The sequence below is a fragment of the Alkalihalobacillus sp. NPDC127517 genome, from assembly GCF_050276055.1.
Lineage (GTDB): Bacteria > Bacillota > Bacilli > Bacillales > Bacillaceae_D > Alkalicoccobacillus.
In genome coordinates, this window is the sequence record NZ_JBNNQX010000003.1 from 289,089 (window position 1) to 315,130 (window position 26,042).

General features: G+C 41.0%; 24 protein-coding genes and 1 rRNA gene. 10 read left to right on the forward strand and 15 right to left on the reverse strand.

Annotated elements, in window-relative coordinates:
• Positions 1–147 precede the first annotated feature (147 nt).
• The 3 genes from ychF to ACQKKO_RS05635 form a co-directional block, all read right to left on the reverse strand.
• Positions 148–1,248 carry a redox-regulated ATPase YchF gene (gene ychF / locus ACQKKO_RS05625; RefSeq protein WP_498645133.1) on the reverse strand — a complete coding sequence of 367 codons (1,101 nt, stop codon included), beginning with the start codon at positions 1,246–1,248 and terminating at the stop codon, positions 148–150.
• Between the two features lie 78 nt (positions 1,249–1,326).
• Positions 1,327–1,530, reverse strand: coding sequence for a DUF951 domain-containing protein (locus tag ACQKKO_RS05630; protein ID WP_498645134.1), 204 nt, complete (start codon positions 1,528–1,530; stop codon positions 1,327–1,329).
• 76 nt (positions 1,531–1,606) lie between these two features.
• Positions 1,607–2,635: a YkvI family membrane protein gene (locus ACQKKO_RS05635; RefSeq protein ID WP_498645135.1), complete on the reverse strand. Its 1,029-nt coding sequence runs from the start codon at positions 2,633–2,635 to the stop codon at positions 1,607–1,609.
• A gap of 86 nt (positions 2,636–2,721) precedes the next feature.
• Between ACQKKO_RS05635 and yyaC the strand changes: the two genes are divergently transcribed.
• A complete protein-coding gene (yyaC, locus tag ACQKKO_RS05640) occupies positions 2,722–3,360 on the forward strand; it encodes a spore protease YyaC (protein ID WP_498645136.1) in 639 nt (212 codons plus the stop codon).
• Positions 3,361–3,411: 51 nt separating this feature from the next.
• Here yyaC and ACQKKO_RS05645 read toward each other — a convergent pair whose 3' ends face one another.
• The 12 genes from ACQKKO_RS05645 to rpmH form a co-directional block, all read right to left on the reverse strand.
• Positions 3,412–4,122, reverse strand: coding sequence for a DUF554 domain-containing protein (locus ACQKKO_RS05645; protein ID WP_498645138.1), 711 nt, complete (start codon positions 4,120–4,122; stop codon positions 3,412–3,414).
• Positions 4,123–4,152: 30 nt separating this feature from the next.
• The gene (locus ACQKKO_RS05650) at positions 4,153–5,307 is read right to left on the reverse strand and encodes an aminotransferase class V-fold PLP-dependent enzyme (RefSeq protein WP_498645140.1); all 1,155 of its coding nucleotides are present in this window, start codon (positions 5,305–5,307) and stop codon (positions 4,153–4,155) included.
• A gap of 72 nt (positions 5,308–5,379) precedes the next feature.
• Complete coding sequence (locus ACQKKO_RS05655; RefSeq protein WP_498645142.1) at positions 5,380–6,237, reverse strand: ParB/RepB/Spo0J family partition protein; 858 nt, start codon at positions 6,235–6,237, stop codon at positions 5,380–5,382.
• A complete protein-coding gene (locus ACQKKO_RS05660; protein WP_203087555.1) occupies positions 6,230–6,991 on the reverse strand; it encodes a ParA family protein in 762 nt (253 codons plus the stop codon). The genes ACQKKO_RS05655 and ACQKKO_RS05660 overlap by 8 nt, the downstream gene beginning before the upstream one ends.
• A 148-nt stretch (positions 6,992–7,139) precedes the next feature.
• Complete coding sequence (noc, locus tag ACQKKO_RS05665; RefSeq protein ID WP_498645144.1) at positions 7,140–7,991, reverse strand: nucleoid occlusion protein; 852 nt, start codon at positions 7,989–7,991, stop codon at positions 7,140–7,142.
• 190 nt (positions 7,992–8,181) lie between these two features.
• The gene (rsmG, locus tag ACQKKO_RS05670; protein WP_498645146.1) at positions 8,182–8,895 is read right to left on the reverse strand and encodes a 16S rRNA (guanine(527)-N(7))-methyltransferase RsmG; all 714 of its coding nucleotides are present in this window, start codon (positions 8,893–8,895) and stop codon (positions 8,182–8,184) included.
• A gap of 12 nt (positions 8,896–8,907) precedes the next feature.
• On the reverse strand, positions 8,908–10,797 hold the full coding sequence (gene mnmG, locus ACQKKO_RS05675; protein ID WP_498645148.1) for a tRNA uridine-5-carboxymethylaminomethyl(34) synthesis enzyme MnmG: 1,890 nt from the start codon (positions 10,795–10,797) through the stop codon (positions 8,908–8,910).
• A 49-nt stretch (positions 10,798–10,846) separates the two neighbouring features.
• Positions 10,847–12,223, reverse strand: coding sequence for a tRNA uridine-5-carboxymethylaminomethyl(34) synthesis GTPase MnmE (gene mnmE / locus ACQKKO_RS05680; RefSeq protein WP_498645150.1), 1,377 nt, complete (start codon positions 12,221–12,223; stop codon positions 10,847–10,849).
• Between the two features lie 458 nt (positions 12,224–12,681).
• A complete protein-coding gene (gene jag / locus ACQKKO_RS05685) occupies positions 12,682–13,347 on the reverse strand; it encodes an RNA-binding cell elongation regulator Jag/EloR (RefSeq protein ID WP_498645152.1) in 666 nt (221 codons plus the stop codon).
• The gene (gene spoIIIJ / locus ACQKKO_RS05690; RefSeq protein WP_498645154.1) at positions 13,277–14,113 is read right to left on the reverse strand and encodes a YidC family membrane integrase SpoIIIJ; all 837 of its coding nucleotides are present in this window, start codon (positions 14,111–14,113) and stop codon (positions 13,277–13,279) included. The genes jag and spoIIIJ overlap by 71 nt, the downstream gene beginning before the upstream one ends.
• Positions 14,114–14,135: 22 nt before the next feature.
• On the reverse strand, positions 14,136–14,504 hold the full coding sequence (gene rnpA / locus ACQKKO_RS05695; RefSeq protein ID WP_203087547.1) for a ribonuclease P protein component: 369 nt from the start codon (positions 14,502–14,504) through the stop codon (positions 14,136–14,138).
• 176 nt (positions 14,505–14,680) lie between these two features.
• Entirely contained in the window at positions 14,681–14,818 is a 138-nt protein-coding gene (gene rpmH, locus ACQKKO_RS05700; RefSeq protein WP_203087546.1) for a 50S ribosomal protein L34, read from the reverse strand.
• Between the two features lie 600 nt (positions 14,819–15,418).
• Here rpmH and dnaA point away from each other — a divergent pair.
• From dnaA to ACQKKO_RS05745, 9 genes are all read left to right on the forward strand, one after another.
• Positions 15,419–16,768 carry a chromosomal replication initiator protein DnaA gene (gene dnaA, locus ACQKKO_RS05705; protein ID WP_498645157.1) on the forward strand — a complete coding sequence of 450 codons (1,350 nt, stop codon included), beginning with the start codon at positions 15,419–15,421 and terminating at the stop codon, positions 16,766–16,768.
• Between the two features lie 166 nt (positions 16,769–16,934).
• On the forward strand, positions 16,935–18,074 hold the full coding sequence (gene dnaN / locus ACQKKO_RS05710; protein ID WP_498645159.1) for a DNA polymerase III subunit beta: 1,140 nt from the start codon (positions 16,935–16,937) through the stop codon (positions 18,072–18,074).
• A 170-nt stretch (positions 18,075–18,244) separates the two neighbouring features.
• On the forward strand, positions 18,245–18,484 hold the full coding sequence (gene yaaA, locus ACQKKO_RS05715; RefSeq protein ID WP_203087543.1) for a S4 domain-containing protein YaaA: 240 nt from the start codon (positions 18,245–18,247) through the stop codon (positions 18,482–18,484).
• The gene (recF, locus tag ACQKKO_RS05720) at positions 18,471–19,586 is read left to right on the forward strand and encodes a DNA replication/repair protein RecF (RefSeq protein WP_498645161.1); all 1,116 of its coding nucleotides are present in this window, start codon (positions 18,471–18,473) and stop codon (positions 19,584–19,586) included. Before yaaA ends, recF begins: the two co-directional genes overlap by 14 nt.
• 9 nt (positions 19,587–19,595) lie before the next feature.
• The gene (remB, locus tag ACQKKO_RS05725) at positions 19,596–19,856 is read left to right on the forward strand and encodes an extracellular matrix regulator RemB (protein ID WP_498645163.1); all 261 of its coding nucleotides are present in this window, start codon (positions 19,596–19,598) and stop codon (positions 19,854–19,856) included.
• Between the two features lie 39 nt (positions 19,857–19,895).
• Entirely contained in the window at positions 19,896–21,836 is a 1,941-nt protein-coding gene (gyrB, locus tag ACQKKO_RS05730) for a DNA topoisomerase (ATP-hydrolyzing) subunit B (protein WP_498645165.1), read from the forward strand.
• 41 nt (positions 21,837–21,877) lie between these two features.
• Entirely contained in the window at positions 21,878–24,391 is a 2,514-nt protein-coding gene (gyrA, locus tag ACQKKO_RS05735) for a DNA gyrase subunit A (protein ID WP_498645167.1), read from the forward strand.
• Positions 24,392–24,565: 174 nt separating this feature from the next.
• Positions 24,566–25,660 carry an HD-GYP domain-containing protein gene (locus ACQKKO_RS05740; RefSeq protein ID WP_498645169.1) on the forward strand — a complete coding sequence of 365 codons (1,095 nt, stop codon included), beginning with the start codon at positions 24,566–24,568 and terminating at the stop codon, positions 25,658–25,660.
• A gap of 316 nt (positions 25,661–25,976) precedes the next feature.
• Positions 25,977–26,042, forward strand: a 16S ribosomal RNA gene (locus ACQKKO_RS05745); the annotation flags it as partial.

Below are 26,042 nucleotides of genomic sequence, written 5' to 3' on the forward strand. Positions count from 1 at the left end.
TCTCTTTCGCTGGTTTTGGGTGGGTTATGTGCTGGGATTTGGATTAGTAAATATTGATGGAAATTCTCGCGCACTTTCCACATAAGAAAACCCCGAGCGCTCTGCTGAACGCTCGGGGTTTTCTTTATTACTATTGTATTCTACTGTTTACACGTTAAAACGGAAGTGGATTACATCTCCGTCTTGGACGATGTATTCTTTTCCTTCTAAACGGACTTTTCCGCGTTCTTTAGCGACAGCCATTGATTTGGCGTCGACTAGGTCATCGTAGGATACGATTTCAGCACGGATGAAGCCACGCTCGAAGTCGGTGTGGATGATTCCAGCTGCTTGTGGTGCTTTGATTCCTTTTTTGAATGTCCACGCACGTACTTCTTGTACGCCTGCTGTGAAGTAGGTTTGTAGTCCGAGTAATTGATAAGCGGCACGGATCAGTTGGTCCAAACCAGATTCAGCGATTCCTAGGTCATCAAGGAATTCTTGTTTTTCGTCGCCTTCAAGCTCAGCAATCTCTTCTTCAATCTTTGCACAAACGACGATGACTTCACTGTTTTCTTCAGCTGCAAAAGCTTTAACCTTTGCTACATAATCGTTTTGTTCTGGGTCCATGATATCTTCTTCACTTACATTTGCTGCGTAAAGAACAGGTTTGCTTGTTAATAGATGAAGCCCTTTAACAATTTTCTCTTCGTCTTCTGTAAATTCTACGCTACGAGCTGGTTTTTCTTCTTCAAAGGCATCACGTAGCTTTTCAAGAACAGCGAGCTCTGCTACTGCTTCTTTATCCTTTGTACGGGCAAGCTTTGATACACGTGCAATACGCTTGTCCACTGATTCAAAGTCTGCAAGGATTAACTCTAGGTTGATAACCTGTATGTCACGAATCGGATCAACACTTCCGTTTACGTGTGTGATGTTATCATCAGCGAAGCAACGTACAACATGAGAGATCGCATCTACTTGGCGAATGTGAGATAAGAATTTGTTTCCAAGCCCTTCTCCTTTACTTGCTCCTTCTACAATTCCGGCAATGTCTGTGAATTCAAAAGCTGTTGGAATCGTTTTTTTCGGTTCAACAAGCTCTGTTAATACGTTTAAACGGTGATCGGGTACTTCAACGATCCCTACGTTTGGGTCAATGGTACAGAACGGATAGTTTGCAGATTCCGCTCCAGCTTGTGTGATAGCGTTAAATAACGTGGATTTCCCTACGTTTGGTAGACCCACAATTCCTGTTGTTAAAGCCAATTCAGTCACGTCCTTTTCTGTCTTCTCTATTTTGGCACAAGAAAACAAGGCAACGGATCAGGCTCCCCTCGCCTTGCTTTACTCACTACGTTCTGCGGATTCTAAAATCTTTTTAAGCTTGCGGGTGAATTCCTTACGTGGAAGCATCACACTGTGCTGACAGTTCATACATTTAATGCGTACGTCCATCCCAACACGAATCACTTTCCACTGATTGGCTCCACAAGGATGCGGCTTCCTCATCTCAACGATATCGTTCAGGAAGAATTCCTTATCTGCCATTCAATTCGACCTCCTTGAAGCATACTGCTTCCATTATACACGATACCACAGTGAAAAGGGAAACCCTCTCGAATGCTTACAAGGTCTTTTTTGATGAAGGATGACGAAGGAATGGATATAAGATGATGGCAACAAGTAAATACAAATTGACTGCCCCATATAACGGATACAACACAGCAATCATTGAAGAAAATCCAAAGGTTGTTAGTGGTGCCATTACAGCAAGCAACAGCATAGCAACTAACCAGGTTTCTCCTTTTAAAACGCCTCTCAATCTAGAAATCAGTCCAAAGATACCTGCACCAGCTGTTGTATAAATAGCAAGCCAAAGTAAAACGGACATCGCAATAACCATAATAGACGGATATTGTTTAAGAATAACAAACAAGGGAATTTCGTAAAACATAATCTCATTTGCAATTTGTAAGAGAGATTCATTGTATAAATACGAAATCGAACCCATTAACAGGCCACTTCCAATGGTAGCTATCCAAATTTCTCCTCGATGCGAGATTTGATTACCGATCGCTGAGACAACAGCTACAATGGGCAAGATATTTAAAGCGGTAAATGTAATGGCTGACGGCCAATTAGATTGATGAGCGATATCAAAGCTGAAGGAAAATCCAAGTGAATATTGAAAGACTAGTAAGATACTAACTAAGGCAAGAATTAAGACTGGAATCAGAAAAGCATTCACGGTTGTCATGCCATCAGTATCACGCAAAAATAACAGGACAACAAAGGCAGCCGTTCCAACCATGCCAAGCCAGAATGGGATGTTATACACCTCAAGTGTCGCCCCTGCTCCTGCTAGCATGATGGTTGTTGTTGAAAACAGATAAGACAAAATAATCCAATCATAAAACCGTGCTAGCTTCGGTCCAACCAGTGTTGTTAACAATGGAACATATTGAGTGCTTTTTTGTTTATATGCTAGATTTAAGATCACATAACACGAAATCGTAAACAGCCCAGTGAATAAAAGAATGGCTACATTACTCTCAGCTCCAAAGAACTGCCAGAGCTCGCGTCCTGAGGCATATCCAGCACCTATTAGTGTTCCTACAATTAAGAACATCCATTTTAACCCATTTGCCCACATGAAAGCTCGCTCCCTTTTTTGTCTACATGTATAAAAACAGCGTTAACCTACTATACTGTTACTACTATGGCAAAGGAGTACAAGTTATGAGTCCAAACCTATGGCGTTTTAATAAAAAGAAACCAAAGCCGTTTCGTGTTCCGTATGATCAGATTCATTCTCATGATGCATTCGCCGAGAAACTTGTCGCTTATTGCAATTCGGTAGATGAACGAGATCTTGTCATCTTATGTGTAGGAACTGATCGCTCAACAGGTGATTCTCTTGGGCCATTGATTGGCTCAAAGCTTGAAGCGATGTCACTTAAACACTTTCACGTCTATGGGACACTTGCCTACCCTGCTCATGCGATGAATCTAGCAGATCGAGTTTCGGAGATTGCCACCTCTCATCATAAGCCCTTTATTATTGCGATCGACGCGTGTCTTGGACAAGAGAGCAATGTGGGATCACTAACCATTCAGGACGGACCTCTACACCCCGGTGCAGCTGTACACAAAAACCTTCCAAAGGTAGGAGATATCCATATTACTGGGATCGTGAATGTTGGTGGTTCAATGGAGTTTTATGTTCTTCAGAATACAAGGCTTCATTTAGTGATGTCGATGGCTGAAAGTATTGCCCAATCCATTTACTTAGCGGACCAACAGCTACACAATGTTTCCACTCAAAGACCTGCCATTCAAGCATTAATTCAATATAAACCAACAGATATAAAGCAGTAAATATCAAAAAAGAGGCATGCCGTCACAACGGTGCATGCCTCTTTTTCAATTTTAAACGTACGATAGGATCCAAATGACTAATGCCAGGACTGGTAATGCCGGTAATAAATTGGCTACACGGATTGTTGTTAGCCCTAAGATATTTAATCCAATAGCAACAACCATCACACCACCCGTAGCGGTCATTTCTAGAATAAACTGCTCTAGCAATACATTGGGCACAAAAGCCGCGATAGATGTAGCTAGAAGGGCAATGGTTCCTTGATATAACATAACAGGAATGGCAGAGAGCAAGACGCCAAATCCCATCGTTGAAGCGAAGATAATCGCAGATAGACCATCAAGCATTGCTTTTGTATAAAGCAATGAGTGATCTGCTCGAAGTCCACTATCAATGGATCCGAGAACAGCCATCGCTCCGACGACATATATTAATGAGGTCGTTACAAAGGCTTGGGCTACTTTTCCAGACTCCCCTGACTTCGCTGGCTTTAATTTGGATTCGATCCACACTCCCAGCTTATTTAAATAGGAATCAATGCCTATCCATTCACCTAGCACGGCCCCGACAGCTAAACATCCGATAACTAGTAAGAAATTTTCTGTTTGTAGACCCATTTGCAAGCCTAGTAAAATAATAGCAAGTCCAATTGCTTGTAGAACCGTTGTTTTCATCTTTTCCGGAATGTTTTGTACCATGAGGCCAAGGAAGCCTGCTACAATAATGGCCAAACCATTCACCAGTGTACCTGTTAATACCATATGAGAGTACGTCCTATTCTTTAGTTTTGCTTATTCTGTAAAAGCCTCAACGATGTCCTTGATTGCTTCAATTAATTGTTGAACTTCTTCTTCTGTGTTGTACGGTCCAAAACTCACTCTTACTAGTCCTTCTTCAACCGTTTGTAAGTGTTGATGGGTTTTAGGAGAACAATGTAATCCTGCTCGAACCGCGATCTGATAGTGGTTATCTAAAATCATAGCAAGCTCATGACTGGCGAGATGTTTCATGTGAAACGATATGACAGCAACTCGCTTTTGTACGTCAGTTGGACCAAAACATGTGACAGCTTCGATTGTGGACATTCCTTCTAGAAACATCTTCATTAACGCTTCCTCATGAGATTGAATGGCCTCTACACCTTGTGCCTTAATTGCTTGCACCCCCGCTAATAATCCCGCAATGCCAGGTGTATTAAGAGTCCCTGCTTCAAAGCGTTCTGGCCAGTTTGGAGGCTGTGTTTCAAGCTCTGAATATGCTCCAGTCCCGCCGAGGATTAGTGGATTCAGATCATAGTCATTGTAACTAATTAGCGCACCCGTTCCTTGAGGTCCGAGTAAACCTTTATGACCAGCAACCGCTAACAAATCAATATGATCTCTTTTCATTTGTATGTCCACTTTTCCAGCTGTTTGCGAGGCATCGACCACCACTGTAATTGAGTGGTCCATTAACTGCTCTCCTAATTCTTTTATAGGAAAAATAGCACCGGTTACATTTGATGCATGAGTAATGACAATCATTTTTGTCTGATCTGTTACTTGTTTAAGTACATCCTCAACGTTGAAGAGCTCCGAATCATCTGGTGTAAGATATGTCACGTGAACATTCAATTCTTGTTCGAGCCTATGTAATGGACGTAATACTGAATTATGCTCATAGGTAGTAGTTATAACATGATCTCCGGAGCTAAATGGAAATCCGAGAATAGCTTGATTTAATGCCATCGTTGCATTTTGATAAAACCAGACATGATTTGCATGAGGAGCTTCAAAGAACTGAGCTAATTCACTTCTTGCTTGCTTCACGATCGAAGCCGCCTTTTGCGATAAAGCATGTCCGCCGCGTCCAGGGTTAGCTGCAAAAGCATCTACAGCTTCCTTCATCGCCTCCCCTACTTGAGTTGGCTTTGGAAATGATGATGCCGCATGATCAAAATAAAGCATAGAATCGATCCTTTCATTAAAAAAAGAAGCCACCTTAAATGGATGACCTCATCTTTTTTCATTTTTAGATCATTATTTCTGTGTTTCTTCAATGGAGAGAATCTGAAGAATTCTTTCAAGGTCATCCTCAGAGAAATAATCAATTTCGATTTTCCCTTTTTTCTTACCAGGCTTAATCGCAACAGATGTCCCAAGTGTTGAACGTAAGAGGTCCTGTCTTTCTCTAAGAAAAGGAGAAAGATTAATTTTTCTTTTCTTTGTTTCACGTGAAACACGCTCATTGACCTGCTGGATTAAAAGCTCTAATTCTCTTACACTTAGCTTATCGTGTAAGACTTTCTCCAATAATGATGAGATTTTATTCTTGTCATTTAATCCAAGTAACGCTCGGCCGTGTCCCATTGAGATCTTACCATCTTGGATAAACTCTTGAACCACAGTTGGTAGTTGAAGCAATCGAATATGGTTCGCGATATGGGGTCTGCTTTTTCCAAGTCGCTTAGCCAGTTGCTCCTGTGTAACGTTTAAATGGCTCATAAGCTTCTGATAAGCGAAACCTTCGTCAATTGGATTTAAATCCTCACGTTGCAGGTTCTCAATTAATGCAAGTTCCATCATTTCATCTTCGGTATAGTCTTTTACAATAGCAGGTATTGTTTCAAGCTTTGCATGCTGAGCAGCTCGAAAGCGACGCTCACCGACCACAATTTCATAGCCTTTTATACTTTTACGGACAGTGATTGGCTGCAGCAATCCATGAGTTTGGATGGAATGAGCCAGTTCACTAATTGCTTCCTCTGTAAAGGTTTTACGAGGCTGATATGGATTGGGACGGATTTGTTTAAGAGCTATCTGCTCTATTTGTTCCTGTTTTTCATCAGAGTGTTCTGGAAAAAATGCCTGAAGACCCTTCCCTAAACCTTTAGCCATTCGTAACCACTTCCTTTGCTAAATCTACGTAAACCTCAGCTCCACGTGACTTTGCATCATACACAATGATTGGTTTCCCGTGACTTGGTGCTTCTCCAAGACGAACATTACGAGGAATGATGGTATCAAATACTTTTTCTCTGAAATATTTTTTCACTTCATCAATAACCTGGATGCCAAGATTCGTTCTGGCATCGAGCATTGTGAGCAGAACACCTTCTATGGCTAAGTCTGTATTTAAATGTTTCTGTACTAAACGAACTGTATTTAAGAGTTGGCTTAATCCTTCCAATGCATAATACTCACATTGAACTGGAATTAAGACTGAATCTGATGCAGTTAACGCATTAATCGTTAACAATCCTAAAGATGGTGGGCAATCAATAAAAATATACTCATACTCATCAGCAACCTCAGATAACGCTCGTTTTAATCGAACCTCTCTTGAAATTGTTGATACTAGCTCAATTTCTGCACCAGAAAGCTGAATAGTCGAAGGAATAACAGATAAGTTTTCAACCGTTGTTTCACGTATAACGGACTTTGTTTCTATATCTTCAACAAGCAGATCGTACACACACTCGTCTACGTCTCCCTTTTCTACCCCTACTCCACTTGATGCATTTCCTTGCGGGTCTATATCAACCAAAAGGACTCGATGTCCCAGAAAAGCAAGACATGCGCTTAAGTTTACGGCTGTGGTGGTTTTACCCACGCCTCCTTTTTGATTGGCAATCGAAATAATCTTGGCCACTTAGCCACCTACTTTCCCTCAAAAAGAACTATCATAAGTCGTTATTATTCTATCATAGTTTGAGAGAAAACATTTTAGAAAGTTGTGTGAGATCGGAAATCTCTTCAAAAAGTTGGGTAAAAAAAGAACCTATCTTTCAAAAGATAGATTACTTCTTAGGGATACGAATCGTGAATTGATAGAATTCATCGTTTTCTTCTTCGTCTGTATCTATATTCAGTCCACTTTGAAGAACCATGTCAACGGATTGCCTTATGGTATTCATCGCAATTCTCATATCCTTTGAATACGCTTTACGAGTTGGCTTCTTTTTCTTCTCTTCAGGAGCTTGACTTGCCTCCATTAAGGCTTTGACTCGTTCTTCGGTTTGTTTAACATTTAGCGAGTGTTCAATGATCTCGTTTAAGATGAGTTCTTGCTTTTCAGCATCCTTTAATACAAGTAAAGAACGTGCATGTCGTTCTGAAATTTTACGATCCAAGATGGCTTGTTGTACAAAATCAGGTAGATGAAGCAACCTAAGCTTATTTGCAATGGTTGACTGACCTCTTCCAAGTCTTTGTGCTAAACTTTCCTGCGTTAATCCATGAATTTCAATTAACTTTGCATACGCTACAGCCTCTTCAACCGCTGTTAATCCTTCACGTTGAAGGTTTTCAATAAGCGCGATGGAAGCGGTCTGTGAATCATTAAATTCTTTTACTAGCGCAGGGATCTTCTCCCAACCTAGATGTGTAACTGCACGCCAACGTCTTTCACCAGCAATAATTTCATACTTGTCGTCGCGCTTTCGGACAACAATCGGCTGAATGACACCATGTGTACGAATGGTCTGTGCGAGCTCTTCAATTTTCTCTTCATCAAATACGGTCCGTGGCTGAAAACGATTGGGTACAATTTCTGCTAGACTGAGTTGTTGTACTTCCTCATTCTCTTTTATCACTGCTGTTTCATCCTGTTTGTCACTAAAGCCAAATAGGCGTGAAAACGGCTGCTTCATCGCCCTGACACCACCTTCTGTTTATAAACCTCAATGTCCTATCTATCTATTCGACACTATGATCTATAATCCCTTTTTATCTCTAACTCTTTTATATCCAACCTGCGTGAGGTCGTCAAGATTTTGTTTAATTCTTAGCAATATTTATGTAAGATTGGCAGTGTTTCACGTGAAACACTGCCTGTAACATTTAGAGAGGCTGCTTAGCAGGAACGCCTGCTTTGCGTGGGTATTTCTTCGGTGTAGATCGTGTTTTTTGGAGTAAATAAATGGTTCTTTCGCTTTCTTCTTCAGGCAAGGTAAAATAGAAGGTTTCACCAACCGCACCACCTAATGTATCAAGTGCTTTTTTGGCATCCTTCAATTCTTCACCTGCCCCTGCTCCTTTCATGGCTAGAAACTCTCCTCCTGTTTTGGCAAAAGGTAAGCATAGCTCTGAGAGAACAGAGAGCCTAGCAACCGCACGTGCTGTGACGACATCAAAGCGTTCACGATAAGCCGGGTCCTGCCCAGCAATTTCAGCGCGGTTATGATGAAAACGTACATTCTCAAGCTTAAGCTCGGAAGCTAAATGTTCAAGAAAGCCAATTCGTTTTTTTAAGGAATCAATAATTGTGACGTGAATGTTTGGAAACACAATTTTAATAGGTAAGCTCGGAAAACCTGCCCCTGCTCCTACATCTAAAATTGATTTTGGCTCATTAAAGGAATAATAAAATCCTGCACTAATGGAGTCATAAAAATGTTTAAGATACACGTCTGACTCAGATGTTAATGCTGTTAAGTTCATCTTTTCATTCCACTCAACAAGAAGTTCAAAATAACGTTCAAACTGCCATTGTTGATGCTCAGATAACTCAATCCCTTTTTTTGATAAAGCTAGAACAAATTCACTTTTATTCATAGTTCCCTCTTTCTATGATTTCACTTTTGCTAGTTTTCCTTGCTCTAAATACACAAGAAGAATCGAAATATCCGCAGGGTTCACGCCAGATACACGAGATGCTTGACCAAGTGAAATTGGACGTACCTCAGCTAGCTTTTGTTTTGCCTCTGTGGCTAAGCCGTTAATAGCCATGTAATCAAGATCTTCAGGAAGCTTTTTGTTTTCCATTTTCTTCGAACGTTCAACTTGTTGCAGTTGCTTGCCAATATATCCTTCATACTTCACTTGGATCTCAACCTGCTCTGCGACATCATCAGCAATCACAGTGTCGGCTGCAGGAATAATAGAAGCAATATGTTGATACGTTAATTCAGGACGGCGCAATAAGCCGGCTGCATGCATCGCCTCTGCTAAAGGTGATGAACCTGCATCAGCTAGCATCTTATCCACTTCTGCAGATGGTTTAATAATGATTTTTTCAATTCGTTTTTTCTCAAACTCAATCTGCTCTTTCTTTTTCAAGAAGCGAGCATGGCGATCCTCTTTAATTAAGCCGATCTCATGGCCGATTTCCGTTAGACGTAAGTCAGCATTGTCATGACGCAGAAGTAGTCTAAATTCTGCTCTAGACGTTAGAAGGCGGTATGGCTCATTTGTGCCCTTTGTCACAAGATCATCGATTAACACGCCAATATAGGCTTGTGAGCGATCAAGGATTAGACCTTCTTCTCCTCTTGCTTTAAGTGCGGCATTAATTCCAGCCATCACTCCTTGCCCTGCTGCTTCCTCGTATCCAGATGTTCCATTGATTTGACCGGCTGTAAATAGTCCTTCGACTTTTTTTGTTTCAAGTGTTGGCCATAGCTGCGTTGGAACAATCGCATCATACTCAATGGCATAACCAGGTCTCATCATTTTTACATTCTCAAGACCAGGAATTGTTTTCAACATGTTTAGCTGAACATCTTCTGGAAGACTTGTTGATAACCCTTGTACGTAGACTTCCGTTGTATTACGTCCTTCAGGCTCAAGAAAAATCTGGTGACGCGGTTTATCATTAAAACGAACAATCTTATCCTCGATAGATGGGCAATAACGCGGACCTGTTCCTTCAATCATTCCAGAATACATTGGCGAACGCGTTAAGTTTTGATTAATCATCATGTGTGTCTCTGTAGACGTGTACGTCAGCCAGCATGGTAATTGATCCGTAATATACTTCGTTGTCTCGTATGAAAAAGCACGAGGAACATCATCACCTGGTTGGATTTCCGTCTTATCATAATCGATCGTATTTCCATTCACACGCGGTGGTGTACCTGTTTTAAAGCGAACCATCTCAAAGCCAAGCTCCTGCAGGTGGTAGGATAACTGCACAGAAGGCTGCATGTTATTCGGACCACTTTCGTACGCTAGTTCACCAAGAATGATTTTCCCACGTAAATACGTACCAGTTGTGATAATCACAGACTTACTGCGGTATTCTGCACCTGTATTGGTGATGACACCTTTACAGATCCCATCTTCTACAATTAGCTTCTCTACCATTCCTTGACGAAGAAGAAGATTCTCTTGTTCTTCAATGGTTTTCTTCATTTCATGCTGGTACATGAACTTGTCCGCCTGCGCACGCAGGGCACGTACAGCAGGTCCTTTACCTGTGTTCAGCATTCTCATTTGGATATGCGTCTTATCAATGTTACGGGCCATCTCGCCGCCTAATGCATCAAGTTCTCTTACGACAATCCCTTTTGCCGGTCCTCCAACTGATGGGTTACACGGCATAAACGCAACGGCATCGAGGTTCAGTGTCAGCATTAGAGTGTTTGCACCCATACGTGCAGAAGCAAGTCCTGCTTCTACTCCTGCATGACCTGCTCCAATCACAATGACATCAAATTCTCCACCTTGATAGCTCATCGTTCATCCTTCTTTCTATTTTTACTCTCACTCAGTCAGAATGAGGTTGTTATTTTCCTAAACAAAATTGCGAGAACAACTGGTCAATTAGACTATCCTGCACGCTGTCACCGATAATCTCACCAAGCAACTCCCATGTTCTTGTTACATCAATTTGTATTAAATCAATTGGCATACCTGAATCTGTTGCATCAAGAGCATCCTGCGCCGTCTGCTTCGCCTGTTCAAGTAATGCGATATGTCTCGTGTTCGATACATACGTTGCATCTTCACCTTCAATAGCCCCTTCAAAAAACAGAGCCGCAATCGCTTCTTCTAAGTCTTCCAATCCTCTATCTTCTATAAAAGCAGTTGTCACAACAGGACGTCCTGCTGCAAGCTCCTTTACTCTCTCCAAATTAATTGCGCGAGGTATATCGACCTTGTTCACAATGACTACTGCATTCATATCTGCAGTTGCTTCAAACAACGCTTCATCCTCAGGTGAGAGTTCTTCTCCGTGATTAACAACAAGTAAAATTAAATCTGCTTCGCGTAAAGCCTTACGTGACCGTTCCACACCTAAGCGTTCGACGATGTCTTCTGTTTCACGAATCCCTGCTGTATCAACTAAGCGCAAGGGAACACCACGTACATTCACGTACTCTTCAAGTGTATCACGCGTTGTACCCGGAATGTCCGTTACAATCGCTTTATTTTCATGAACGAGGCTGTTCATAAGAGACGACTTTCCAACATTCGGTCTTCCGATAATGGCAGTAGCAAGACCTTCTCGAAGAATCTTTCCTTGGCCTGCTGTTCTTAACAGCTTATCCACTTCTTCAATCACAAACCCTACTTTTTCAACCATAATATCATGAGTCATCATTTCCGCATCATATTCAGGGTAATCAATGTTTACTTCTACTTGAGCAACTGTTTCAAGCAGCTCTTGGCGTAGCTGTTTAATCTTCCCTGACAATCGCCCTTCAAGCTGTCCGAGTGCCACATTCATCGCTCGATCTGTTTTTGCACGGATTAAGTCCATGACACCTTCTGCTTGAGATAGGTCAATTCGTCCATTTAAAAAGGCTCGTTTCGTGAATTCTCCAGGTTCCGCCAGCCTCGCTCCATGTTTTAGCGCAAGCTGAAGAACTCGGTTAACAGATACTAACCCACCATGACAGTTAATTTCAACGACATCTTCTCGTGTAAATGTACGAGGAGCTCGCATTACGCTAATCATCGCTTCTTCTACCTTGCTTGTTCCGTCCGTAATGTGACCGTAGACAATGGAATGAGACGCTATCTCATGAAGCGGATTTTTTCCTTCATATAAATGAGACGCAATGGAAATCGCTTCATCGCCGCTTAGCCTTACAATTCCGATTGCCCCTTCTCCTTGAGCCGTTGAAATCGCCGCAATGGTGTCAAATTCTGTTATCATCGTCGTCACCTCCTACTTTGTTTTCATAAAATCTATTCGTTGATACGCTAGCTTATCTGATCGCTTCTAATGTAATAGAATAGCACAGACCTAGCCGAAAAGCTACGAACCAGCAAGCCCTCATTAATGGGAATATGAGGGTGATTCTGCAATCTCATTCTACATTTCGACCCTTTTTCGGATGAGAGACAATGAACGAGGCTGGGATATAACGTTAATGCTGTTAGCTAAACATAAACTCAGCAAAACATCCTCTGCAGGAGAATCTCTAGCATTCGCGGAAACCTACCACTACTGAGTCTTCACCACGTACTTTTCCATAGGCGTCTCGGGTTCTCACCCGCTTATCTTACTAAAAGCTATTAAAAACATAAATGGCGAATGATTCGATGGTAGAATCATTCGCCATTTTCTCATTGATTTTTAGTTTTGTCTCAGCCTCGTTCAATCTACTGCTATTATGAGTCATTCGACTTTTTGACAATTACGTGTCGGTTGGTACCTTTTCCTTTTGAAACGGTTGTGACGCCTTTTTTCTTATATAAGATCTGATGTACAATCTTCCGGTCACGTGCATTCATTGGTTCAAGCGGAATCCCTTCCTCTTGCCCTGCGACTTTGCTTGCCACGCGATGAGACAACTCACGCAAAAGCTCGTATCTCTTTGACCGATAATCTCCTACATCAACCTGAAACGCTTGATACTTTACTTTGTGGCGGTTAGCGGCTAATTCCACCAGATACTCAAGAGAATCTAATGTTTGTCCCCGCTTTCCAATTAACCTGGCAGCGTCTCGTTCCTCTGCACAATGAATGGAAAGAAGACAACCTTCACTCGTATTCTTTTGCTCAATCGACGCATCAATTCCCATTTCACTCACCGTTTTCGTCAAAAACGAATACGCTACTTCAATCGGATCAGGAATGGCCGTCGCTTCAAGCAGCGCTTTTTTAGCACCAAACCCTAGAAACCCTTTCTTAGGCTCTTCAAGAACTTCATAGGAAAGACGCTCTTTTGGAACATCCAGCTCTTTTAGTGCCTCTTCAATGGCTTCATTTACGCTTTTTCCTGTTACCCTTATTTTTAACTTTAGGCTTTGGTTTTGATTGAGGTGCTTTGACATCTGTATTCCCTCCAACGCCCGCTTTCGCAGCCTTCCGTTGTTCTACGTTCGGGCCCGTAATAAAGTACGTTTGAGCAATCATAAATACGTTACCAACAACCCAATAAAGGATAACTGCTGATGGCAGGAAGAACCCAAATACCGTAATCATAATTGGCATGAGGTAAAGCAAGATTTGCATCTGCGGATTATTTTGAACCATCATCATCTTTTGCTGAATAAATGTAGCCGCCCCTGCGATAATCGGTAGAAGGAAGATCGGATCGGATACATCTAATGTAAACCATAAGAAGGTGTTACCACTAATCTCAGTTGTTCTCATAATTGCGTGGTAAAGTGCCAATAAAATCGGCATTTGAATCACAAGTGGTAAACAACCGGCAAATGGATTCACACCTTTTTCTTGATAAAGACCCATTAATTCTTTTTGCAGCTTCTGTTGTGTTACCTGATCCTTCGCGCTATGTTTCTCACGCAAACGTTGCATCTCAGGCTGTAATAATTGCATAGCTTTCATGCTTTTTGTTTGCTTAATCATCAGTGGCATAATAACTAATCGAATAAGCACGGTTAAAGCAATAATTGCGATTCCGTAACTATTAAAGAAATCAGCAAATCGAATAATGAGCCAGGAAACCGGATACACAAAGAAGCTATTCCAAATCCCCTCACTATTACTAGTAATCGGTTCATTTACACTGAAACATCCGGTTAGAAGAAATAGCAGACCAAATGAAACAATGAATAACCCAAACTTATTCTTCACTCTTTCACACCCTCTGCACAACTTAATCTTTCTTTGATGCATGCTCGGAGCTTCTTCTGCTGACACCTGCTTTTTTCATTACATGTGCTAGGCTTGCATGAAACTCATAGTAATCCATAGTAGCTGTTGGTTTTCTCGCTATCACTACATAATCGCAATGAGGAAGCAGTATTTCCTGCTTTTCTTGAAAAACGGTGCGAATTAAGCGCTTGATACGATTACGTACAACAGCATTCCCTACCTTTTTGCTAACAGATAATCCTAAACGGAATTGCTCTTGTTCCTCTTTTTGTAGCACATATAGAACAAACTGACGGTTGGCTACGGAACGACCATGATTAAATACAGCCGAAAATTCCTCATTCTTTTTGATCCGCTGTTCTTTTCTCATATTCCCGCTCCTTATCTTCTCTTTGAAGCAAAAAAGACCACTGTCTGCCAGTGGTCTCAGATGTCGATACTTGCCGCGATTCGCTCATAAGCTCCTTCTTACATATAAAAAGGATCCAGCTTGCGCAAAGCAAGTCCAATAATCTGAAGTTGCTTATCACTGGCTTATCAGTGGTTTTATGCGGACAATACTTTTCTTCCTTTTTGACGACGACGAGCTAGAACTTTACGACCGTTCTTAGTGCTCATTCTTGCACGAAAACCATGCTTCTTTTTACGCTTACGGTTGTTTGGCTGAAAGGTTGGTTTACCCATTTATTACACCCCCTGCGGATTGCTCATTAAAAAATTCTGGCTGTAAGACAGTCTTGTAAATTATAAAGAAAAAGAACATCAATTGTCAAGGCGTATTTAGAAATCATCCTTTCTTCATCTTCTCCCTCTTTTTAAACCTCACCTGTGGAAAACTACAATAGACAGTTTTCGACTTATCCTACGACTCATCGACAGCTTACTCACATATCTTGTGTTGTGGACAAAAATAAAACACAATATCGTGTGCTTTGTGGATAAATAGAACAAACCATTGCGACAAAGGGATTATTTTGCTATGATTATATTGTTTTTACTCGTGGACAGCTTATCCACCTATTTACATTGTCCACAGCCTGTGGGTAACTTTGTGGACAGGATGTTTTTCTATGGATTGTTTTGTCCACAGGCATGTTTACTATTTCTTTTTTTACGTTTTTCTACTATACTATTATCTTTCCACAATTTATTCAGTGGTGAATATTTATTCATCGTTAACATAAGTGTTGTACAAAACCTATACAAGCAAACATTAAAAAAGGCCGTATAGGTCTTTTCTGTGTCTAGACTACTTGTAACACTAGGGAAAAAGGAGGTTTAATCTTGGAGAACATTCACGACCTATGGGAACGGGTCCTCTCTGAAATGGAGACAAAGGTGAGCAAACCAAGCTTTGAAACGTGGTTAAAATCCACAAAAGCGACAACTATACAAAATGATGTGATTACAGTAACCGCTCCGAATGAATTCGCTCGTGACTGGTTAGAGGATCATTATGCGGGGTTAACTTCGGATACGATTGAGCATTTAACAGGTTCACGACTCACGCCTAAGTTCGTTATTCCTCAAAATGATAACGCGGATGAACTATTGGTAGAGCAACCACCTAAAAAGGCTCCTCAAGCAGATGCAACCGATGATATATCGACTCGCACGATGCTTAATGGAAAATATACGTTTAACACCTTTGTCATTGGTTCTGGGAATCGATTCGCTCACGCCGCATCCCTTGCAGTAGCCGAGGCACCAGCAAAGGCTTATAATCCTTTATTTATCTACGGTGGGGTTGGACTTGGTAAAACCCACTTAATGCACGCAATTGGACACTATGTGATGGAGCATAATCCAAAAGCAAAAGTGGTGTATCTATCATCTGAGAAATTTACGAATGAGTTTATTAACTCGATTCGAGATAATAAAGCCGTCAATTTTCGCAATAAATATCGAAATGTAGATGTCCTATTAATCGATGATATTCAATTCCTAGCTGGAAAAGAACAGACGCAGGAAGAGTTTTTCCATACATTTAATGCGCTGCACGAAGAATCAAAACAGATCGTCATCTCGAGTGATCGTCCTCCTAAAGAGATTCCTACACTTGAGGATCGACTTCGATCTAGATTTGAGTGGGGGTTAATTACTGATATTACTCCACCAGATCTTGAAACAAGGATTGCCATTTTAAGAAAAAAGGCAAAAGCAGAGAATTTAGATATACCAAATGAAGTTATGCTATATATTGCGAATCAAATCGATACAAATATACGTGAATTAGAAGGCGCGCTAATCCGTGTTGTTGCATATTCATCTCTTATTAATAAAGATATGAATGCGGATTTAGCAGCTGAAGCCTTAAAAGATATTATTCCAAACTCAAAGCCAAAAATGCTAACAATAGCAGATATTCAAAAGCTTGTAGGTGACTATTATCAAGTTAAGCTTGAGGATTTTAAAGCCAAAAAACGAACGAAGTCTGTTGCGTTTCCTCGCCAAATCGCGATGTATCTTTCTCGTGAATTAACGGATTCATCCTTACCTAAGATAGGAAGTGAATTCGGAGGACGCGATCACACAACCGTCATACACGCACACGAAAAAATCTCCAGGTTACTTGGCACGGATGAAGATTTACAGCAAAAAGTCCAGGCCATCACAGAACAGCTTCGCGCCTAATGAATGTGCACATGTGGGTAAAGTAGTCAGCGCTATACACAGTTTACCCACACGTGTATAACTTGCGCTAGCTAGAGAAGACGCACTTATCCACAAATTCACAGTCCCTATTACTATTATTACGACTTTTTAAAACATAAATAATGATTTAAAGGAGCTATTTGTCATGCATTTTGTCATCGAAAGAAATCGTTTTGTTCATGATGTTCAAAACGTAGCGAAGGCCGTATCGTCTAGAACCACCATTCCTATTCTTACAGGTATGAAACTTGTTGCTACAAACGAAGGAATTACTCTTACTGGTAGTGACTCTGATATTTCAATTGAAACCTTTATCCCCACAGAAGAAGAAGATCGTCATCTTGTTGAAATTAAACAAGAAGGAAGTATTGTTTTACAAGCACGCTTCTTCGCAGAGATTGTGAAAAAACTTCCAGGTGAACAAATTGAAATTATCGTTCAAGACCAATTAAGTGCAACGATCAAATCGGGTTCATCTGTTTTTACGTTAAACGGATTAGATCCAGAGGAGTATCCTCGACTTCCCCAACTTGAAGAAGATCGGGTTTTCCGTTTGCCACAGGACATGCTAAAGAATATTATCCGCCAAACCGTTTTCGCAGTGTCCACTCAGGAAACACGTCCTGTGTTGACAGGTGTAAACTTAGAGATCGAGGATGGCGAGTTAATCTGTACTGCAACAGATAGCAGACGTCTAGCAATGCGAAAATCATCGGTCGAACGAAATGATCAAGATCTATCATTCGAAAATGTGGTGATTCCAGGAAAGAGCTTAACGGAGCTTAGCCGAATCTTAGAAGAGAATGACACGCTAATCGAGGTTGTTGTGACGGAGAACCAAATTTTATTTAAGCTGGGTCACACATTGTTCTTCTCTAGATTGCTTGATGGAAAGTATCCTGTGACAAGCAGTATGATTCCGACTCAATCAAAAACGTCGTTCTCTGTACAAACCAAGTCGCTGCTGCAAACACTTGAGCGGGCGCTATTACTTTCTGATGGGAAGAATAACGTCGTCACACTTAAGACGCTGGATGATCAGCAAATCGAAATCACATCCGTTTCACCAGAGATTGGAAAAGTAACTGAGGATCTATCAACTACAGAGCAAGAGGGAGAAGAGATGCGAATTTCCTTTAACGGAAAGATTGTCATCGATGCATTAAAGGTAATTGACAGTGAAAAAGTAAATATTATGTTCACAGGAGCAATGAGTGCGTTTGTGATTAGACCTACTGATCATGAACATTATCTGCACCTCTTCTCACCAGTGCGTACTTACTAGGTCTAAGTGGCTTTCTTTTAAGATTGGACTTGGCTTGAAGACGCTGGTCTAGTACAATAGACTATAGAGAAAGTATGCAAATTGAACGGAACAAGAAGACAGCAGCTCTCCATGACTTGCTGTCTTCCCTTTCTTATGACCCTTAAAAAAGGGAGGAAAAGAGGTACAAGATGGACGTGCTAAAAATCTCAACGCCTTATATCACGTTAGGACAGTTGCTCAAGGAATCTGGTGCAATTGATACTGGTGGGATGGCGAAATGGTATTTAAGTGAATATGAAGTGATTGTGAATGGAGAACCTGAGAACCGACGAGGCAAGAAACTGCGTGCGGGTGACGTGATCCGGCTTCATGACGGCACATCGATCGAAGTTGCATGGTCTGAGGAGAAGGAAGATGAGGGTCAATAAGCTAACCCTGTTCAACTATCGGAACTATGCAAAGGCTGAGCTTGAATTTAAAAAGCAAGTGCATGTGTTTATTGGTGACAACGCTCAAGGAAAAACAAATGTCCTAGAGGCCATCTACGTATTAGCTATGGCAAAATCTCACCGCACATCTAAAGATAAAGAGCTGATTAACTGGAGTGAGGAATACGCAGGGATCTACGGCGAAGCTCAAACACGTCATAACAAATTAACTCTTGATTTGCGTATTTCGGCCAAAGGAAAAAAAGTAAAGCTTAATGGGTTGGAGCAACGACGCCTCAGTGAATACGTCGGGGCTCTTAATGTCGTTATGTTCGCACCTGAGGATCTACATCTTGTTAAAGGTAGTCCACAGGGCCGGAGACGCTTTATGGATATGGAGCTAGGTCAGATTAGTCCTGTATACCTTCACCATAGCAGTCGTTATCAAAAGATCCTGCAGCAGCGGAACTCTCTACTTAGAGATTGGCACAGAAAGCCTGCTCCTGACATGCTTGATATTTTAACAGATCAACTGATTGAAACGGCTGCAGAACTCATTAAACGCCGCGCCGAATTCTTAAATAAGCTCCAAAAATGGGCCGAATCAATCCATTATGATATTTCCCGGGGCACAGAACAATTAAAACTAACGTATCTTTCCACTATAGAGGTATCAGAAGACATAAACTTGTCGAACCTAAAAGAAAGACTATATACGGTATATCAACAGAAAAAAGAAAAAGAACAGATCCGAGGAACAACCCTATTTGGACCTCATCGTGAAGATATTGGTTTTCTAGTAAATGAAAAAGACGTGCAAAGCTTCGGCTCACAAGGACAACAACGAACAACTGCTCTCGCTCTTAAGCTTGCTGAGATTGAGCTCATCAAAGAAGAGGTAGGAGAATACCCAGTGCTGTTACTGGATGATGTGCTTTCTGAGTTAGATGATTACCGCCAATCTCATCTACTTGAAACGATTCAACAAAAAGTACAGACATTTGTAACAACTACTGGACTTGCTGGTGTTCATGAAGATGCCCTAGAGAATGCCGAGGTTTTTGAAGTGAAATCGGGCCATATTCAAAAGCGACAGCAATGAGGTGAAGTAATGTTTATACATTTAGGTGGAGATGTCATGATTCGGGCAGCTGAGATCATCGCCATTCTTCAATACGAAGACAGCGAAGCGCCAGAGCAGAAAAACCCTTTTATCACACTAGCTGGCGCAAAAGAGTCGGTTACGATTACACCCGATCTCGTGAAATCCGTCATTATTACAGATCATATTATCTATTACTCTCCAGTTTCATCAATCACATTAAATAGACGAGCACAAACAGATCAAGGTTTTAAAGAAGAAGTAGTGTAAACCACTTAGCTGATATAAAAAAGTTTAAGATCATTGGGAATGAAGGTGAAGCAAGTGAGTAATGAACAACAAATGGAACAATCGTATGATGAAAGCCAGATACAGGTACTCGAGGGTCTTGAAGCTGTTCGTAAACGACCTGGTATGTATATTGGTTCAACGAGCGTACGTGGTCTCCATCACTTAGTCTGGGAGATTGTTGATAACAGTATTGATGAAGCAATGGCCGGTTACTGTGACACAATTACCGTGACAATTGAGGAAGACAATAGTATTACTGTTGAAGATAATGGGCGCGGAATTCCAGTCGGGATTCAAGAAAAGATGGGACGTCCAGCTGTAGAAGTCATCATGACGGTTCTTCACGCCGGAGGTAAGTTCGGCGGAGGCGGCTACAAGGTATCTGGGGGACTTCACGGTGTAGGAGCCTCTGTTGTTAATGCGTTATCCACTTCTCTGGAAGTGAATGTTCACCTAGGTGGAAGTATTCATTATCAAAAATACGAGCGTGGTGTACCAGTCTCTGACTTAGCCATCATTGGTGAAACTGACAAAACGGGTACGGTTATTCGTTTCAAGCCAGATGATGAGATTTTCAAAGAAACACAAGTGTATGATTTTGATACATTAGCTTCTCGCTTACGTGAGCTTGCTTTTCTAAATAAGGGATTAACGATTCATATTAAGGACGTACGAGCTGAAAAAGAACAAGAGTCTACCTACTATTATGAGGGTGGAATTGGTTCATTTGTTGAGCATTTAAACCGTACAAAGGAAGTTCTTCACCCTGAGCCGATTCACATTGAAAGTGAGAAAGACGGTCTGACGGTTGAAGTTGCTGTTCAATATAATGATGGGTATGTAAGTAACATCTATTCATTTGCTAACAACATTAATACACACGAGGGTGGAACACACGAATCAGGCTTTAAAACGGGTCTTACGCGTGTAATTAATGACTATGCACGTAAGAACAGCCTTTTCAAAGAAAGTGATCCAAACCTGACAGGTGAAGATGTTCGTGAAGGATTAACAGCGATTGTTTCTGTTAAGATTCCGGATCCACAATTTGAAGGACAAACAAAAACAAAGCTCGGTAATAGTGAAGCACGTACGATTACGGATTCATTGTTTAGTGAGCATTTTGCTAGGTTTATGATTGAAAACCCTCAAGTTGCTCGCAAAGTCGTTGAAAAAGGCTTAATGGCATCAAGAGCTCGAGAAGCAGCGAAAAAAGCAAGAGAACTAACTCGTCGTAAAAGTGCACTTGAAGTGAGCTCCCTACCTGGGAAACTAGCTGACTGTGCATCAAAGGACGCAACGATTAGTGAACTGTATATCGTAGAGGGTGACTCTGCGGGTGGTTCTGCAAAACAAGGTCGAAGCCGTCATTTCCAGGCGATCTTGCCACTACGCGGGAAAATTATAAACGTTGAAAAAGCACGTTTAGATAAAATCCTAGCAAATAATGAAATCAGAACAATCATTACCGCACTTGGAACAGGAATTGGTGATGAGTTTGATATTACAAAAGCCCGTTATCACAAATTAATTTTAATGACTGATGCCGACGTAGATGGTGCGCACATTCGTACACTACTCTTAACCTTCTTGTATCGTTACATGCGTCCGGTTATTGAACATGGGTACGTATATATTGCTCAACCACCTTTATATAAAGTTCAACAAGGAAAACAAGTTACGTACACGTATAACGACCGAGAGCTAGATGAATTACTCAAAACCATCTCAGATCGTTCAAAAATTGGGATCCAGCGCTATAAGGGTCTTGGTGAGATGAATCCGGAGCAGCTGTGGGATACAACAATGAACCCTGAATCACGCAGCATGATGCAAGTAACTCTTGCTGATGCGATTAAAGCCGATGAGATTTTTGATGTTTTAATGGGTGACCGAGTTGAACCAAGACGTGATTTTATACAGGAAAATGCCCAATACGTAAAAAATCTTGATGTGTAAACGGGTAGAAAAATGCAACAGCTCTGATGGAGGGGTAACAAATGGCTGAGGAGAATCGTTCTAATATTACTGAAATAAATATAGGCCAGGAAATGCAAACATCCTTTATGGATTACGCAATGAGTGTAATTGTCAGCCGGGCACTTCCTGATGCAAGAGACGGTCTAAAACCAGTTCATCGCCGCATTCTCTATGCGATGAACGATTTAGGTATGACTCCTGACAAAGCGTACAAAAAATCAGCCCGTATTGTTGGAGATGTTATTGGTAAGTATCACCCTCATGGTGATACGGCTGTTTATGAAACCATGGTACGGATGGCTCAAGATTTCAGCTACCGTTACATGCTTGTTGATGGGCATGGAAATTTCGGATCGGTTGATGGTGATTCCGCAGCCGCAATGCGTTATACAGAAGCAAAAATGTCAAAGATCTCAATGGAAATTGTTCGAGACATTAATAAAGATACAGTTGATTTTCAAGATAACTATGATGGATCAGAGCAAGAACCAGTTGTTATGCCTGCCAGGTTCCCAAATCTATTAGTTAACGGAGCCTCAGGAATTGCGGTTGGAATGGCTACAAACATTCCGCCACACCAATTAGGTGAGGTGATTGATGGAGTTCTAGCCCTTTCTGAAAACCGTGAAATTGATATTCCTGAATTAATGGAATACATTCCTGGTCCAGATTTTCCTACGGGTGCCGAGATCCTAGGCCGTTCAGGTATTCGTCGTGCCTATCAAACGGGCCGTGGGTCTATCACATTACGTGCGAAAACAGAGATTGAAGAGAACAATGGTAAGCAACGTATTATCGTTACCGAGCTTCCATATCAAGTCAATAAAGCTCGACTAATTGAGAAAATTGCTGAGCTTGTCCGTGATAAGAAGATTGAAGGCATTACGGATCTTCGTGATGAATCCGACCGTACAGGTATGCGTATCGTGATTGAAGTGCGTAGAGATGCAAATGCGAATGTTTTGTTGAATAACTTACACAAGCAAACGGCCTTGCAATCAAGCTTTGGTATTAACCTACTAGCATTAGTTGGAGGACGTCCAAAAGTTCTTAACTTAAAAGAATGCTTGGAAGAATACTTAGACCATCAGGTCGTGGTTACACGCAGACGTACTGCATTTGAACTTAAAAAAGCAGAAGCTCGTGCACATATTTTAGAAGGCTTACGTATTGCGTTAGATCACTTGGATGAAGTGATCAGTCTCATCCGTGCATCACAAACAACGGAAATTGCTAGAAATGGTCTAATGGAACGCTTTGAGCTTAGCTATGATCAATCACAAGCGATCCTCGATATGCGTTTACAGCGTCTGACTGGACTCGAGCGTGACAAGATCGAAGGCGAGTACAATGAGCTACAGCAGAGAATTGCAGAGTTAAAAGAGATTCTTGCTAATGAAGAAAAGGTACTCGAGATCATCCGTGAAGAACTGACTGCAGTGAAAGATCGCTTTAACGATGAACGCCGCACAATCATTTCAATGAGCGAAGATCATTTAGAAGACGAAGACCTTATTGAACGACAAAATGTAATTATCACATTAAGTCACAATGGATATATCAAACGTCTACCGATCTCCACATATAAGAGTCAAAAACGTGGTGGTAAAGGAATTCAAGCGATGGGGACAAACGATAATGATTTTGTTTCGCATCTCTTTACGACAAATACACACCATACGATTCTCTTTTTCACGAACAAAGGGAAGGTCTATCGTCTAAAAGGCTATGAAATTCCTGAACTCGGACGAACAGCTAAAGGAATACCAATTATTAACCTACTTCAAATCGAACAAGGCGAATATATTAGTACGGTTATTCCAATTGAAGAGTTTAACGATGATTCATACTTATTCTTCTTAACAAAAGAAGGAATTGCGAAGCGGACTCAACTATCAGCCTTTGCTAACATCAGAAAAGGTGGTTTGTTTGCCATTAATCTTCGTGGTGAAGATGAACTACACGGTGTTAGACTGACAGGTGGAGACGAAGAGATCATTATCGGAACGCGTCAAGGTATGGCGATCCGTTTCCATGAAGAGGATGTAAGACTAATGGGTCGAACAGCTGGAGGCGTAAAAGGAATTAGCCTCTCAGAAGAAGACCATGTGGTTGGAATGGATGTTGTTCATTCGGATCAAGACGTTCTAATTGTCTCTGAAAAAGGATACGGCAAACGTACACCTATGGAAGAGTATCGCATTCAAAATCGAGGCGGAAAAGGAATCAAAACGTCTAATATCACAGATAAAACAGGTGCGCTTATTTCTTTAAAAGTGGTTTCCCTAGAAAGTGATATTATGATTATCACGGCTAGTGGTGTTATCATTCGTACCAAAGTTGAACCAATCTCGCGAACAGGTCGTAATACACAAGGGGTAAAACTCATTCGCGTAGATGAAGGCGAAGAGGTAGCAACAGTTGCGCGTGTAGACATTGAAGATGACGAGGTAGAAGAGCTTCTTGAAGAAGAAGCAGCAAAAGAACAAGAAGCAGTAGAGAACATTCAAGAAAATCAAGATACAGAAGAATAAAGAAAACTGTCGACCTATCCTCGTATTAAGGTAGGTTCGACAGTTTTTTTTGTCTTTTTTTAAAGTGGTTACTGTTACATAAGTTTGATATTTCCCAATTTCAGAAAGTCCTATATAATAAAGGATAATAGATCTAGTTCAAAAGTAATGATAATTTGTTAGGAGAGAAAAAGTATGATCGTTCCAGTACGTTCATTAAAAGAAGGTCATGTATTAAAGAATGATGTTTATAGTTTAGCGGAAACACCTTTAATTAAAAGCCGTACGGTGCTTAAGGAAAAACATCTAATGTTTCTTCGCGCTTTTTCTATTAAAGAGGTGGAGATTGATTCAGTTAATGGGTCAGATCTGGGCGAGCCGATTAATTCTGATGAAGTACTGGAGGAAGTTCGCCACACAGATGAATCCTTTTTTTATCGTTATAATCAAGCGGTCCAAACATTCAAAAGGCAATTTGAGTCGTGGCAAGCAGGTATGCCTGTAGCTATACACGATATTCGCAATATGATTGTTCCTTTATTTGAAGATGTAATTGGAGCACCTGTTTATCTACTGGCTCTCCATGAATACAATCATCCAAAGGATTATCGCTATCATCATGCCATATCTGTTGGTTTGTTTTCGGCATCACTCGCTCACAAATTAAATTATGAAGCAAAAGACTGGATTCAAATTGGTTTAGCGGGTGTATTGGCTGATATTGGGATGGCTAAGATTACTCCTACAGTGCTAGATAAAAGTGGGCCCCTTACAGCAGCAGAGTACAGTGAAATCAAACAACATCCTGTTCATAGCTATCAAATGATTAAAACCGCAGCGAGTTTAACTGATTCAGTTAAGCTAGCAGTCCTGCAGCATCATGAACGTTCAGACGGGGAAGGATATCCGATTGGTAGTAAACAATCTAAGATCCATCCATATAGTGAGATCATTGCAGTAGCAGACGTTTACCATGCGATGTCTTCTGAAAGAGAATATAGAGCGAAGCATTCAATCTTCTTCATATTAGAAGAGATGAGAAGACAACGATTTGGGTTACTTAACGTTTCAATCGTTCTTACTTTAACTGAACTGCTTCTTCAGCATTCAAAAGGAGCGACTGTTCGTTTGAATTCAGGAGAGACTGGTGAAATTGTTTTTATTAACCCTCAAGATCTAACGAGACCAATGATTAAGGTATCAGGTACTAATGAGATTATGAACCTTCAGCAGGCACCACATCTGCACATTGAAGATCTTTTAAAAATAAATAAAAAAATGCTTGTTTAATTTCTGTTACGTGTGCTATACTAATTCTTGTCTTAAACGACGCAAACACATTTCAGATAACAAATACTTTTAAAAAGTAATTGACTTATCTGAGTGGAAATGATATATTAATTAAGTCGCCAACGCGACAATGAGTTCTTTGAAAACTGAACAAAAGCCAAGCGTACGAAGAGATACACGATATCTCATTAGTATAAAAAGTCGCAAAAAATAACTTGTTTTCAAGTTAAATAATGCGCAATTAACACTTTGTTTGATTTTAGACACATCTTGTGTCAATCAACAAAGCCAGCAGTTGAGCAATCAACTCACCACTTTTATGGAGAGTTTGATCCTGGCTCAGGACGAACGCTGGCGGCGTGCCTAATACATGCAAGTCGAG